General features: G+C 66.4%; 15 protein-coding genes. 9 read left to right on the top strand and 6 right to left on the bottom strand.

Annotated features, from left to right (window positions below; translation table 11 throughout):
* Positions 1-103: 103 nt before the first annotated feature.
* Genes L3V85_RS28635 through rtcR form a run of 6 tightly spaced genes read right to left on the bottom strand, consistent with a single transcriptional unit; the run spans position 104 to position 5,084 of the window.
* Entirely contained in the window at positions 104-1,063 is a 960-nt protein-coding gene (locus tag L3V85_RS28635; RefSeq protein ID WP_237676023.1) for an ornithine cyclodeaminase family protein, read from the bottom strand.
* On the bottom strand, positions 1,060-1,923 hold the full coding sequence (locus L3V85_RS28630; RefSeq protein WP_237676022.1) for an alpha/beta hydrolase: 864 nt from the start codon (positions 1,921-1,923) through the stop codon (positions 1,060-1,062). The genes L3V85_RS28635 and L3V85_RS28630 overlap by 4 nt, the downstream gene beginning before the upstream one ends.
* Positions 1,920-2,495: an exonuclease gene (locus L3V85_RS28625; RefSeq protein WP_237676021.1), complete on the bottom strand. Its 576-nt coding sequence runs from the start codon at positions 2,493-2,495 to the stop codon at positions 1,920-1,922. The genes L3V85_RS28630 and L3V85_RS28625 overlap by 4 nt, the downstream gene beginning before the upstream one ends.
* A 36-nt stretch (positions 2,496-2,531) precedes the next feature.
* Entirely contained in the window at positions 2,532-2,888 is a 357-nt protein-coding gene (locus L3V85_RS28620) for a low molecular weight protein tyrosine phosphatase family protein (protein WP_237676020.1), read from the bottom strand.
* Between the two features lie 10 nt (positions 2,889-2,898).
* Complete coding sequence (locus L3V85_RS28615) at positions 2,899-3,426, bottom strand: 2'-5' RNA ligase family protein (protein ID WP_237676019.1); 528 nt, start codon at positions 3,424-3,426, stop codon at positions 2,899-2,901.
* Positions 3,427-3,461: 35 nt separating this feature from the next.
* Positions 3,462-5,084, bottom strand: coding sequence for an RNA repair transcriptional activator RtcR (gene rtcR / locus L3V85_RS28610; protein WP_237676018.1), 1,623 nt, complete (start codon positions 5,082-5,084; stop codon positions 3,462-3,464).
* A gap of 694 nt (positions 5,085-5,778) precedes the next feature.
* On the opposite strand from rtcR, the gene L3V85_RS28605 reads away from it, so the two are divergent.
* The 9 genes from L3V85_RS28605 (at position 5,779) to L3V85_RS28565 (ending at position 14,042) form a co-directional block, all read left to right on the top strand.
* Positions 5,779-6,930, top strand: coding sequence for a slipin family protein (locus L3V85_RS28605; RefSeq protein WP_237676017.1), 1,152 nt, complete (start codon positions 5,779-5,781; stop codon positions 6,928-6,930).
* A 55-nt stretch (positions 6,931-6,985) separates the two neighbouring features.
* A complete protein-coding gene (locus L3V85_RS28600) occupies positions 6,986-7,480 on the top strand; it encodes a hypothetical protein (RefSeq protein ID WP_237676016.1) in 495 nt (164 codons plus the stop codon).
* A gap of 19 nt (positions 7,481-7,499) precedes the next feature.
* Complete coding sequence (locus L3V85_RS28595; protein ID WP_414080249.1) at positions 7,500-8,732, top strand: RtcB family protein; 1,233 nt, start codon at positions 7,500-7,502, stop codon at positions 8,730-8,732.
* 28 nt (positions 8,733-8,760) lie between these two features.
* Entirely contained in the window at positions 8,761-9,024 is a 264-nt protein-coding gene (locus L3V85_RS28590; protein WP_237676015.1) for a hypothetical protein, read from the top strand.
* A 58-nt stretch (positions 9,025-9,082) separates the two neighbouring features.
* Positions 9,083-9,724, top strand: coding sequence for a zinc-ribbon domain containing protein (locus L3V85_RS28585; protein WP_237676014.1), 642 nt, complete (start codon positions 9,083-9,085; stop codon positions 9,722-9,724).
* Between the two features lie 8 nt (positions 9,725-9,732).
* On the top strand, positions 9,733-10,689 hold the full coding sequence (locus L3V85_RS28580) for a ribonuclease Z (protein ID WP_237676013.1): 957 nt from the start codon (positions 9,733-9,735) through the stop codon (positions 10,687-10,689).
* A 16-nt stretch (positions 10,690-10,705) separates the two neighbouring features.
* Entirely contained in the window at positions 10,706-11,557 is an 852-nt protein-coding gene (locus tag L3V85_RS28575) for a nucleotidyltransferase domain-containing protein (RefSeq protein WP_237676012.1), read from the top strand.
* Positions 11,550-12,587: an RNA 3'-terminal phosphate cyclase gene (gene rtcA, locus L3V85_RS28570; RefSeq protein ID WP_237676011.1), complete on the top strand. Its 1,038-nt coding sequence runs from the start codon at positions 11,550-11,552 to the stop codon at positions 12,585-12,587. Before L3V85_RS28575 ends, rtcA begins: the two co-directional genes overlap by 8 nt.
* Positions 12,588-12,683: 96 nt before the next feature.
* Complete coding sequence (locus L3V85_RS28565; protein WP_237676010.1) at positions 12,684-14,042, top strand: MFS transporter; 1,359 nt, start codon at positions 12,684-12,686, stop codon at positions 14,040-14,042.
* Positions 14,043-14,065: the final 23 nt, after the last annotated feature.

Here is a 14,065-nt window from a genome sequence, read left to right as displayed (position 1 = left end):
GATAGCGGGATGTGCCGGCGCTCGCCATTAGCTGCTTGACGTATGCGGATGTAGGAAAAAGCCCTCCGAAATCGGTCTCGCGGCCGACACTAAGCCGGAAGCATTAGGCCGGCGGCGTTGCGGCCTGCCATACCAGCGTGGCGGCGGTCAGGTCTTCGAGCGCGCTGCCCACGGCCTTGAAGACGGTGCGCTCCTCGTCGCTGGAGCGCCCCGAGCGCTCTCCGCGGCACAGTTCGGCCAGGGTGCCCTGGACATCCTGCGCACGCAGCGTGCCCGCGGCGATCGCGTCGAGCAGGTCGCCGGATTTCTGCAGGGCCTCCGGGGTGTCGATGAAGGTGCGCGCGCCCGAGAAGCAATGCACGTCGGTCTCGCGCATCGCAGGTGTGAAGCTGCCGATCAGGTCCAGGTGCGAGCCCGGCGCGAGCCATTCGCCACGCACCAGCGGCGTGGTGGCCAGCGTGGCGCAACTGACGATGTCGGCATGCGTACGCACGGCGGTCTCCAGGTCGGCGGTGGCGCGCGCATTCCAGCCCTCGGCTCGCCATTGCGCAGCCAGCGCCTCGGCGCCTTCCGGCCGGTGGTTCCACACCCACACCTCGTCGATGGGCCGCACGCTCGCGTGCGCGGCCGGCAGCATCCGCGCGATGCGGCCGGTGCCCAGCACCAGCAGCCGGTGTGCATCCTTGCGCGCGAGGAACGACGCGCCCAGCGCGGACGCGGCGGCCGTGCGGCGCGCGGTGATTTCGTTGCCGTCCATCATTGCCAGGGGCACGCCGGTGCGCGCGTCGTACAGCACGTAGGTCGCGTGCAGGCCGGGCAGGCCCTGTTCGCCGTTGCCGGGGAAGATGTTGATGGTCTTGATGCCCAGGAAGCCCGCGTCGCTCCACGCCGGCATGATGAGCACCGTGCCCTTGCAGGCGGCGCCGTCCGCGCCGGCGGTCTCGATGGCGTGCACATGGCGCGGCGGCACCTGCGCCTCGGCCGCGAACGCCGAGCGCAGCGCAGGCACCAGCCGCTCGAAAGCCAGCGGCGCGCGGGTGGCGGTTTCGTCGAAGTGCTTCATTGCTGCAGCGGCTGCATGGACGATTCGAAGAAGGCCGTCAGCGCCTTGCGGTAGGCGTTGCCGAAGCGCAGGGTCGTCATCGGCTCCAGATGCCCGGCGCCCTGCACCTCGATCAGCCGCTTGGGATCGTGCGCGTCGGCCAGCAACCGCTTCGAATGTTCGATCGGAATCACGTGGTCGGCCGTGCCGTGGATGAAGAGCAGCGGAATCGGCGAGACGGCGGCCACGTACTTCGATGCCGCGTACTCGTCGCTCACCAGCAGGCCGGCGCCCTTGATCTTGTCGTTGGCAATCGACGAATACGAATAGAAGGTCGATTCGATGGCCGCCGCCTTCACGCCGGCCCGGTTCCCGGAGCCCATCACCGCGATCGCGTTGGTGCCGCCCAGGCTCTGCCCGAAGACGAACAGCCGCTCGGGGTCGACGTCCTGGCGCGAGCGCACGTAGTCGAGGGCCGCGTTGGAGTCCTCGAACACGCCCTTGGGCTCCGGCTTGCCTTCGGACTGGCCGTAGCCGCGATAGTCGAAGACGAACACGTTGTAGTCGTGCTTCGGCAGCCACGCCACGAAGCGCCAGTGCGTGCTCATGTTCTGCGCGTTGCCGTGGAAGTGCACCACCGTGCCCTTGGCCTCCTTCGGGTTCTTGCGGTCGGCAGCAGGCAGGAACCAGCCGCTCAGGCGCGTGCCGTCTGCGCTGGTGAACTGCACGGGCTCGTAGCGCATGCCCAGCACGTCGGGCGTTTCGTAGCGCACGTTGTCGGGGTAATAGAACATCGACTGCACGCAGCCCGCGAGCATCAGCGGCAGCGCGCACAGCGCGAGCCTCCTGAGCCATCGTCGGATCCGGCCGTTGCCGGTCATGGCGCCGGGCCCTTGGCGGCCGCGCGGTTCTCCGCGAGCATGTTGCAGAAGAGGGCGCCTTGCTCGATGGCGTCGTCGAGTGCGACGTGCGTGTGCGGCAGCCCGGGGTCGAACCAGCGGCGCGGCATCGCGCGCTTGGTGCTGTCGCGATAGTCGAGCTTGAGCATCGCCATCGCGAACGACTTCACGTCGAGCGCCGAGTGGCTGAACGGGCTCTCGCCCGCGAAGCGCATCAGGTACCAGTAGACGAACAGGAAGTCGAAGCCCGCGGGGTACGCGACGAACACGGGCCGCGCGGGCAGCCCCTTGAGCCAGCTCACGTAGTTCTTCATCGCGTGGGCGGGATCCTGCAGGTCGCTGCGGCAGGCGGCCCAGGCCTCGGGCTGGGTCTTCCACCAGGCGGCGGTCTTCGGGTCGGCCTCGGCGCCGGGCAGGGTGTGCAGGTTGGCGGTGAACGTGGAGAGCAGTTGCTTGTCGGCCGTGTAGGCGGCCGAGCCGAAGCTGAGCATCGAATGCGGGCCGGGGATGGGGCCGTCGGATTCGACGTCTGTGCTTATGTAGATTTCTGGCATGTGCTTCTTCAGGTGCGGTTCTCGTTGCTGCGAACGTCAGTCGATTTGAGGAATCGACGCAACCGACCGCTCGAGCTCCTCGACGAGCTCAGGGTCCATGTATTTGTACTCGTCCGGAATGTCGAGCACGTGGATCGGCTTGCCTTCCAGCATTCGCTTGAACTCGGCCACCAGCCGCGACTTGTGCTTTTCTTCCATCGCGAGGATGACGTCGGCCCATTCGATGTCGTCCACGGACACCGTGTGCCGCGCATTCGGGCTGGTGCCGGCGGAGCGTGCGCGGATCAGCGGGTGCCGCCGCCAGATCTGCTCCGCTGTGGGGCTGCGCCACTGGTTGCGGCTGCAGATGAAGAGCACGTTGCGAACGGGCGACGTCGATGGTTCTTCGGGCATGAACGAATACTCAGGAAGTCGCTTCGGGTAGCGCGAAGACATGCAGGTCGCGCCAGCGCCCGGACGAGTTCTCGATCAGCGTGACTTCGGTGCAATGCGCGTGTACGGCACCTGATGCGAGAAGGCGGACATTCAGTTCGTCGGCTGCCTCCTGCGCGTCGCGCGCATGGCCATGCGCCACCGACAGATGCGGAATGACGCCTTCGTGTTCGCCGCCATAGGGAGGGAAGTCGGGGAACGTCTTCGCGAGCGCCAATGTCATTTCGATGAACGGTGCTGCTGGCTCGGGCGCCAGATAGGCGGTCTCTGGAAACCGACCGACCTTGTTCAGCGAGAAAGCGAACGAAGGTGTCCGCGTCAGCGCACGCCGTGCCCGATCCAGCACGTCTGCAGTGATCAGCGCGGGGTCCATGAAGGGCACGAGCACCGTGATGTGCGCCGGTACCCCGAGTGCCACGGTTGCGTCGTAGCGGCGGCGCAGATCGCCGGCCATGGGCTCGGCGGCGGGAACCTTCACGACGAATGCGGAGATGGCCATCGGGCGGAGGATAGCCCATCGATGGTGCCGTTCGGTCAGCTCGTTGGCCCGGCGGAAACCTGCCCCCAATCGAGGCCCAGCTTGACCAGGTACTTGCGCAGCCGGTCCGCATCGTTCACCACGCTGCGTTGCGTGCGCGAGGCCTGAAACAACTGTCGCCCCGCGTCGGAAAGGCTGCGCGACTGGCGGCACACGCGCACCACGGCTTCGAGTTGCAGCCTGTCGAACAGGTCGAGCGCCTGCACCCGCTCTTCACCAAGCAGCGCATCGAGATCGACATCGCCGCCGCCAGCCGATGCAGGCGACACCGCGCCCGCATGCTTCCACAACCATCGCAGCCGCGCGATTTCCGCTTCGACCAGCGCGACTGGAATGCGCCCGCCATCGGCCAGCGTGGCCAGTCGCGTCACGCTGGCCGACAGGTCGCGGAAGTTGCCGCTCCAGACCGCTTCGCCACTTTGCGCGAAGCGCAGGTAGGCCGCACGCGCTTCCGCGTTGAAGCGCACCACGCGATGGTTTTCCGCCGCGTGGATGGCCAGCAGATGATCGACGTTGGGCTCGATGTCCTCGGGCCGCTGCGCGAGGCCGGGCAGGTCGTAGGTCCAGAGGTTGATGCGCGCGAACAGGTCTTCGCGAAACCGGCCGTCGGCCACGTCGCTGCGCAAGTCGCGATTGGTTCCGGCGATGAGCTGGAAGTCGCTCTCCACTTCCTTGTCGGCGCCAACGGGAAAGAAGCGTTTTTCCTCGATTGCCTTGAGCAGCATCGCCTGCTCGTCGAGGCCGAGTTCGCCGATCTCGTCGAGGAAGAGCGCGCCCTGGTGTGCCGTGCGCAGCAGGCCAGCGCGGTCGGCGGCTGCTCCGGTGAAAGAACCCTTCCTGTGGCCGAACAGCGTGGACGCGGCGCCGTCACCGCGCAGCGTGGCGCAGTTCACTTCCACGAACGGCCCGGTCATCTGGTGGCGCGACTGCTTCAGCTCGAACATGCGCCGCGCCAGGAAGGACTTGCCCGCGCCGGTAGGCCCCACCAGCAGGATCGGCGCGCGCGAGCGCACCGCCACGCGCTCGATCTCGTCGATCAACGCATTGAAGCGCGCATTGCGCGTGGCGATGCCGCTCTTCAGGAACGCGACCGCATCGCGCTGCTCCGCGTCGAAGCGCCTCGCGATCACGTCGTAGCGCGAGAGGTCGAGGTCGATCAGCGTGCACTTGCCGGCCTCGCCCTGGCGCTGCCGTCGGGGTGGCGAGGTCTGTGCGAGCACGCCCGGCACCACGCGCGATTCCGACAGCAGGAACATGCAGATCTGCGCGACGTGCGTGCCGGTGGTGATGTGCGTCCAGTACTGCTCGCGCTCGGTGTCGAAGCTGTAGCCGCGCGCCCAGTCGTACAGGCGGCTGTAGACCTCGCCGAAATCCCACGGGTCCGCGAGCTCCATCGGCACGAGGTTGACGGTGGTTTCGGGCGATACCGTGGCGATGTCTGCCTTCACCAGCTCGGCCAGCGCCTTGTGCTTGAGCGTGTAGAGCAGCTCCATGCGCGAGACGACCATGTCTTCGTGCTGGGCGAGCGAAACGGTGGGGCGCCATTTGTTCCAGCGGCCCGCGCCCTGGCCGGCGTCGAGCTGGGTGCCTAGAAAGCCTATGACGACGATTGGCTTCATGGATAAAAAACTAGCTGAATTTATAGATCAATAGAAATTCTATAGCCCTATGTGCCGCGAAAAAACAGGTGAAAAAAGAATTTCTCCTTTTCAATCAATGACTTGCCCTCATAGGAGCAGCGCCGGCGCAAAGCTGGCACGCCGGCTGCAATGGATATCGCGTCAGGATGCAGTTCATCCACTCGCAGGAGCCGCGTGAAAGCGGTCCGGTGCGGCAAGCCAGGTCTGTCCTTGGGTTTGCCGTATGCCGCGGTTGAGCTGTCTGGCAACTGAACTTGATTCAGTTCCGCTCATGGTTGAGCGCCGTGTTGACCACATGGAGCTGTGGGTTCGATTCCCGCGAAAAAACCGGCGGTGCTTGCACCGCCATCTGTTGGGGGCGAAAGCCCCTCCGCCCCGGCACAACGGAGCGATGGCGCAGGGCAGACAACCAATGCCCTGCGGCGCGCGCCAAAGTGCCAAGCGCAGGCGGCTTGCGCACCGTGTGCGTGGCAAGGAACTGCGTGCGGCCATCGACGGCCAGGAAGGTGACGGCGTTGCGCGAGCAACGAGGGAGGCACCTGCCGAGCCGAGCGACCGCCGCGCGTCAGGCCTTGACTGCCGCAGTGCCCGCCGCCTGCCCTTTCGAGGGCCTGGATTGAATGGCTGAACGACTAAACGAACAACCGAACCGAATAACGAGTGGGAGAGAAAAATGTTGGGCTTCAACCGAATCACGATCAAGAAGAACGAACGCGCGCTGCTGCTGCGCAACGGCGATTTCGAGCAACTACTGGGCGCCGGAAAGCACTGGGTGTTTTCGCGCTTCGACAAGATCCAGCTACAGCGCTTTGCGTTGACCGAACCGGCCTTCGAGCATGAGTTGGTCGACTATTTCCTGGCGCAGGAGCCGGAGCTTGTCGAGCGCGAGTTCGTACAGGTGTCCCTTGGCGAAACGGAAGTCGGCTTGCGTCTGGAAGACGGCGTGCTGGTGCAGATCCTGCCGCCCGCCACCCGCAAGCTGTACTGGCGTGGCCTGCGCGAACAGCGCATCGACGTGATCGACGTCGCCGAAGATGCGCGGCTGCCGGCCGAGCTGGTGTCGAAGCTGCAGAGCGTGGCGCTGCGCCCGCGTGCGGTGGCCGGCCTCGACGGCGTGCTGCTGGTGCAGGTGCCCGAGTTCCACGTCGGCGTGCTGACGTTGCAGGGCCAGATGCAGGAGCTGCTGCAGCCGGGCAACCATGGTTTCTGGCGCTTCAACCGGCAGGTGGCCGTGACCTGCGTGGACATGCGTTCGCAGATCGCCGAAGTGAGCGGCCAGGAAATCCTGACCCGCGACAAGGTGGGCCTGCGGCTGAACATGTCAGCGGTGTGGCGCTTCACCGATGTGCGTCAGGCGATGGCGCAGATGCCGAAGCCGGCCGACCATGTGTACCGCGAGCTGCAGTTCGGGCTGCGCGCCGCCGTGGGCGAACAGACGCTCGACGCGCTGCTGGAGAACAAGGCGGCCATCGACCAGACGGTGCTGGCGCAGGTGCGCGAGCGGATCGAGGGCAGCGGCATCGCGCTGGAAAGCGTGGGCGTGAAGGACATCATCCTGCCCGGCGAGATGAAGACCATCCTCGCCCAGGTGGTGGAGGCCGAGAAGTCGGCCCAGGCCAACGTGATCCGCCGCCGCGAGGAAACCGCGGCCACGCGCTCGCTGCTGAACACCGCGAAGGTGATGGAGGGCAACCCCGTCGCGCTGCGGATGAAGGAACTCGAAACGCTGGAACGGGTGGCCGAGCGGATCGACAAGATCTCCGTGATCGGCGGTCTGGACCAAGTGCTCAATGGGTTGGTGACGCTTCGGCCGAACGCCCCTTGAGCTGCGGATTCGAGAAGGCTTGACTGGCGCAGAAGAGGCGCCAAGGGAGAAGAAAATGACCGAAGAAGAAATTCGCGAACACGACCTCGTCGCCTATGACCTGCACGACGCGGGCTGGGCCGAGGTGAGCTTCCGCGCCGCTTCCGAGCGACTGGGCTTCGCGGTGTCCTACCTGCACGATTCGCTCGGCGACCTTGCGCGCATGGGCCTGACCCTGCAAAAGGGTGCCGAGCACGCCGAGGCCGTGTTCATGGGCGAGCCGGGCGAGGTGATCCTGCTGGTCTCGGGCGCTGGGGACGTGTTGCAGTACGAGCTGCGCCAGTACCGTGACTGGGCCAGCTGGGGAGTGGTCGGTGTGCATGACCATGAAGTGGTGGCGCGCGGAGAGATTTCGCGTACAGAGCTGGTCCGGAACATCCATGCGATCCTGCAGCGCATCCACGATGAAGTGGGGCCGAAGCGCTACCGCGAGATGTGGGTGGAGCACGACTTCCCGCTGCAGGACTACGAACGACTGTCGATCGCGCTGTACAAGCGCGCGATGACCTGAACAGAGGAGTGAAACGATGATGAAAGAAGAAAAAATGAACTACGACCTGCACGAAGTCGAAAACGGCGTGCCCGTGAAGATGTGGACCCGCGGCGTGCCCGTGGAGCCCGAGGCGCAGAAGCAGCTCGAGAACGCGGCGCGCCTGCCCATCGTGTTCAAGCACATCGCGGCCATGCCCGACGTGCACTACGGCATCGGCGCCACCGTGGGTTCGGTGATCCCGACCTTCAAGGCCATCATCCCGGCCGCGGTGGGCGTGGACATCGGCTGCGGAATGATGGCGTGCAAGACCACGCTGCATGCCAACGACCTGCCGGACAACCTGGGGCCGCTGCGCTCGGCGATCGAGAAGGCCGTGCCGCACGGATCGAACCCCAAGCGCATGGGGCGCGACAAGGGTTCGTGGGAAACGCCGCCGAACGAAACCGACGTGGCGTGGGCTGCACTGAAGGACGAGTTCGACGCGATCTGCGAAGACTACCCGCGCCTGAAGAACACCAACAACCACAAGCACCTGGGAACGCTGGGTACGGGCAACCACTTCATCGAGGTGTGCCTGGACGAAGCGGGCTCCGTGTGGTTCATGCTGCATTCGGGTTCGCGCGGCGTGGGTAACGCCGTCGGCACGCACTTCATCGAGCTCGCCAAGAAAGACGCGGAACTGCACCAGCGCAACCTGCCCGATCAGGACCTGGCGTACTTCGAGGAAGGCGCCCGGTACTTCGGTGACTACGTGCGTGCGGTGGGTTGGGCCCAGAAGTTCGCGCGAGCGAACCGCGAAGTGATGATGCAGCGCGTGGTCGCGGCCGTGCGAAAGGTCATCGTCAAGCCCTTCGAGGCGCATGTGGAAGCGGTGAACTGCCACCACAACTACGTGAGCCGCGAGACGCACTTCGGTGAAGACGTGCTCGTGACCCGCAAGGGCGCGGTGAGCGCGAAGGCCGGCGAGCTGGGGATCATCCCCGGCAGCATGGGCGCCAAGAGCTTCATCGTGCGCGGAAAGGGCAACCCCGAGAGCTTCATGAGCTGCAGCCACGGCGCCGGTCGAAAGATGAGCCGTACCAAGGCGAAGAAGCTCTTCACCATCGCCGATCAGATCGCCGCGACCGAAGGCGTGGAATGCCGAAAGGACGCGGACGTGATCGACGAGATTCCGATGGCCTACAAGGACATCGACGCGGTGATGGAGGCGCAGCAGGACCTGGTGGAGGTGGTTTACACGCTCAAGCAGGTTGTTTGCGTGAAGGGTTGACGCGGTGGGCGTCGAGTACCGCATCAGGATGGCATTGCCGACAGGGGCCACCGCAGAAGCCGTCCTGAGGAAGGCCGCCGACGGCTGCCGCCTGGAGATGGGGGATGCTGGCGGCAGCTTCTATTCGTCGGTGGCACCCACGTCCGCGACATGGCCGGAAGTCTCGGCGGACATCGAAGCCGATGGCCTTGTTGTCTGTTTGCATGCGAACAGCGACCTTGCGCGGCAGATTTTTGGCCGGATCGTTCAACTTGCTGCGGGCGAAGGCGTCGTGACAGTGGAAGAGCTATAGAAGAGGGTTCGAACAATCGAGCCTGCCTTCGTAGCAACGTATTACGGAGGTTAAAAAAATGAAGAGCAACAAGCAACGCCGCGCCGAGATCAAGGCGCATCGCCGCGAGCGTGCTGCGACGCTGGCCGCACGCCTGCGTTCGCCGGATGTCCGGCTGTCGAAGTCCGATATCGCCCATGCACCCGGTTGCGAGCCGGCGGACCAAGCCGTTCTCCAGCTGTACAGCAACACCTACGGCGTGCTGCCGGACTTCTATGTCGCGCGCCCCTTCATCTGCCGGGATTGCGGGGCCGAAGAGGTCTGGACGGCCAAGCAACAGAAGTGGTGGTACGAGACGATTCACGGTCATATCGATAGCCGTGCCGTGCGATGCCTCGCATGCAGGCGCGCGCGGCGCGAGCGGTTGCGAAGCGCCGCACCCGGCGCCAACCTTCTGTTCGAGAAGACGTGCCGTCTGCGTGCGTTGGGCGCCGCAAAGCCGAGCGTGCAGGCCGAAGCCGAAGTCGAGGCGGCGCTGCAAAGCAAATGGTGGAGCCTGCGCGTCGTGGCGATCCAGGCCATGGGGCGCTGGGGCGGCGAAGCGAATCTTGCAAGACTCCATGCGTTCATGGCGGCTCGCCCGGAGGGAGGTCGCCGATACTTCGGCTGGGAGCGCGTCGCCGCCGACGCCGCAAGAAGCGCATTGATGCGCAGGGAGTGACAAACGAGATGATGAAACTGACTTTCCTGGGGACCTCTTCCGGCACCCCCACGCGCCACCGCAACGTCTCCGGCCTGGCCGTGCAGACGGTGCTCGGCGCAGACTGGGTCCTCATCGACTGCGGCGAGGGCACGCAGCATCGTGTGCTGCAGACGCCGCTGTCCCTGAACGACCTGGCTGCCGTCTGCATCACGCATGTGCACGGCGACCACTGCTATGGCCTGCCCGGCTTGCTCGCAAGTGCGGGCATGAACAAGCGAACGAAGCCGCTGAAGCTGATCGCGCCGCTGCCGGTGTGGCAGTGGTTCGAGGCGACGCGCGCGTTGACCGACCTGCATCTGCCTTACGAAGTCGAGCACGTGAATCTTGATGGCCCGTCACTGGTTTACGAGGTGCCGGGCGTGTGCATAGAAAGCCATGCGCTGCTGCATCGCGTGCCCAGCCACGCCTACCGCGTGCAAGTCGAGACTCGGCGCGTGCGGCTGAAGGCGGACGCGCTGCGCGCCATCGGCCTGCCACCCGGCCCCGCATGGCGCGCATTGCAGACCGGCGAGGACGTGCCTTTCAACGGCGATGTGCTGCGCAGTGCCGACTACACGGATGCCCAGGTCGAGGCGGTTGCCGCGGTGATGGGTGGCGACAACGCCGAGCCCGCATTGCTGCGCGACGCCTGCAAGAGCGCTCAGTTGCTGGTGCACGAAGCCACCTTCACGCAAGACGCGCTCGACAAGGTCGGCCCCGGGCCGATGCACAGTTCCGCGCGCCTGCTGGCCGAGTTCGCGCAGGCGGTTGAAGTGCCCAATCTGATCCTCACGCACTTCAGCGCGCGCCATCAGAACGAAGAGGGCATGGCCGCATTGATGGCCGAGACGCAGGCCTGCTACAGCGGCCACGCGTTCCTGGCCAACGACCTGGATGTTTACGAGCTCGACGGTGCCGGCCATGTGACCGTCACCCGGGCCTGAAGAGAAGAAGAAAGAAATGAGCACCGAAGAATTCCTGCGCTCCGCCCACCCGATCGACCCGGCCGTGCGCACGCAGATCATGGACGCCCTGCGCGACATCGAGGCGACGCATCACGTGACCGTGCTGTTCGCCTGCGAATCCGGCAGCCGCGGCTGGGGCTTCGCTTCGCCCGACAGCGACTACGACGTGCGTTTCATCTACGTCAACCGCCTGCCGTGGTACCTCACTGTGGCGCCGCGTCGCGACGTGATCGAGGTGCCGATCAGCGGCGACCTCGACATCAACGGCTGGGACCTGCGCAAGGCGCTGGGCCTGATGCGCGAGTCGAACCCGACGCTGCTCGAGTGGCTGCGTTCGCCGGTCGTGTACCGCGACGACGCGACCGCGATGCCGCGCTTTCGCGAGCTGTCGGAGGCGGTGTTTTCCAACGCGCGCGGCTGGCATCACTACAGCTCGATGGCGAAGAAGAACTTCCGCGAGCACCTGCAGGCCGACGAGGTGCGCTACAAGAAGTACCTCTACGTGCTGCGCCCGCTGCTGGCGGCGCGCTGGATCCGCTCGCGCGCCGGTGTGCCTCCGATGCGCTTTGCCGACCTGGCGCAGCACACGCTCGACACCGTGCGAGACGCCGCGCTGATCGCCGAGATCAACGCGCTGCTCGAGGTGAAGATGCGCGCCGGCGAAGCCGCAACCAGCCCGCGCTGGCCGGGTATCCACGCGTTCATCGAAGCCGAACTGGCGGCCAATGCGGCCGAGCCGGTGACGCCGCTGCCTTCGGCCGATGGTTCGGGGCTCGATGCGTTCCTGTACGACACGGTGCTGCGTCTCGAGGCGGAGAACAAGAAGAAGGAGTCCGCCCATGATTGAACTCGACGGCTCCCAAGGCGAAGGTGGCGGTCAGATCCTGCGCACCAGCCTCGCGCTGTCGGTGGCCACCGGCCAGCCGCTGGCCATCGAGAAGATCCGCGCGGGCCGCGCCAAGCCGGGCCTGATGCGCCAGCATCTGGCGTGCGTGAACGCCGCCGCCGCAATCAGCGGTGCGCAGGTCGAAGGCGCGGAGCTGGGCTCGCAGGCGCTGCGCTTCACGCCCGGCGCGGTGCGCGCGGGCGAGTACCGCTTCGCGATCTCGGGCGCGGGAAGCTGCATGCTGGTGCTGCAGACCGTGCTGCCGCCGCTGCTGCTGGCCGGCGCGACGAGCCGCGTGCAACTGAGCGGCGGCACGCACAACCCGATGGCGCCGCCGTTTCATTTTCTGGAGCGTGCTTTCGCGCCGCTGGTGCGCCGCCTGGGCGCGGACCTGCAACTGACGCTGCGCCGCTGCGGCTTCTATCCGGCCGGGGGAGGGGAGGTGGCTGCGGTCATCGTGCCGGCTGGCGGCGCGCTGCAGCCTTTCGACCTGACGGCGCGCGGCGCGTACCAGGAAAGCCATGCCGAATGCCTCGCGCCCGGCCTGCCGCGCCATGTGCCGACGCGCGAACTCGACACGCTGGGTGTCGCGATGGGCTGGTCCGGCGAGCAGCTGCGTCTGGGCGCGGTGCGCCAGAACGAAGGCCCCGGCAATGCGCTGATGGCCACGCTGGCCTACGAGCACGTGACCGAGGTGTTCACCGCCTTCGGCGAAAAGTCGATGAGCGCCGAGCAGGTGGCGCATGGCCTGGCCAAGGAGCTGCGCGACTTCCAGAAGAGCGAGGCGGCGGTCGGACCGCACCTCGCGGACCAACTGGCGCTGCTGCAGGCGCTTGCGGCGTGGCAGGGGCGAAAAGCCTGCGTCTTCACCTGCAGCGAGCTGACGGAGCACACGCGCACCAACTGCGCGGTGATCGAGCGCTTCCTGCCGGTGCGCTTCACGATCGCGGAGGGCCGCCAGGCCTGCAGGGTGCAGGTCGCCCCGGCCTGAGCGGAAAACTCCTTTCCGCTCGTGTCGTTGAACCGGTTGCGTGCCGGCGGGACACTCGCGCCCATCGCATATCAGCGATGGAGACAAAAGAAGCCCATGACCGACACAGGTTCAATCGCCACGCGCCGCACCGTCGACGTGCAGTGGCTCATCAACGCACGCCCGCTTTCGCCTTACCAATGGGGCATCGTGGCGATGTGCTTTCTGATCGTGCTGCTCGATGGCCTCGACACCGCCGCCATGGGCTTCATCGCGCCGGCGCTGGTGCGCGACTGGGGCGTGCCCAGCGCCTCGCTCGGCCCGGTGATGAGCGCGGCGCTGGCCGGCATGATCTTCGGCGCGCTGGGCTCGGGACCGCTGGCCGACCGCTTCGGGCGCAAGACGGTGCTGTGCGTGTCGGTGGCGGTGTTCGGCGGCTTCTCTCTCTGGTCGGCCTTCGCGACCGGCATCGACCAGCTCGTGTTGCTGCGCTTCCTGACCGGGCTCGGGCTGGGGGCGGGCATGCCGAACGCGACCACGCTGCTGTCGGAGTACACGCCCGAGAAAGTCAAGTCGCTGCTGGTGACGACGATGTTCTGCGGCTTCAACCTGGGCATGGCGGGCGGTGGTTTCCTGTCGGCCGCGATCATTCCGCACTGGGGCTGGCACAGCCTGCTGCTCATCGGCGGCATCGTGCCGATGCTGCTGTTGCCCGTGCTGCTGTTCTGGCTGCCGGAGTCGGCGCGCTTCATGGTGGTTCGCGGGCAGCCGGTCGAGCGCATCCGCAAGGTGCTGCAGCCGGTGGCGCGCGAGTCGCTGGCGGGCGTGGAGCAGTTCACCATTCCGGGCCAGCAGGCCGGCGGCAAGGGGCCGCGCGGCCCGGTGCTGGCACGCATGTTCGCCGGCGGCCTCGGCCCGGGCACGCTGCTGCTGTGGGGCACCAACTTCATGGGGCTGATCATCATCTACCTGCTCACGAGCTGGTTGCCGACGCTGATGCGCGAGAGCGGCGCGTCGATGACGCAGTCGGCCGTGGTGGGGGCGCTTTTCCAGTTCGGCGGCGTGCTGAGCGCGGTGGGCGTGGGCTGGGCCATGGACCGCGGCAACCCGCACAAGGTGATCGGCATCTGCTACCTGCTGGCGGGCGTGCTCGCGGTGGCTGTGGGCCACAGCATGGGCAGCGGGCTGGCACTCGTGCTGCTGGTGCTGCTCGCGGGCATGTGCATCAACGGCGCGCAGTCGGCCATGCCTTCGCTGGCGGCACGTTATTACCCGACCCACGTGCGTGCCACGGGCGTATCGTGGATGCTCGGCATCGGTCGTTTCGGCGCGGTGCTGGGCGCCTGGCTCGGGGCGGCGCTGCTGGGCCTGGGCTGGAACTTCGAGCAGGTGCTGACGGTGCTGATCGTGCCGGCAGTGCTGGCGATGACCGGCGTCTTCGTCAAGGGCCGCATCAGCCACACCGACGCTTCATGAATGAACATCCGAGGAACAGGAAA

The sequence above is a fragment of the Variovorax paradoxus genome (genome assembly GCF_022009635.1).
Lineage (GTDB): Bacteria > Pseudomonadota > Gammaproteobacteria > Burkholderiales > Burkholderiaceae_C > Variovorax.
This window is presented reverse-complemented; position numbering and strand designations above follow the sequence as displayed.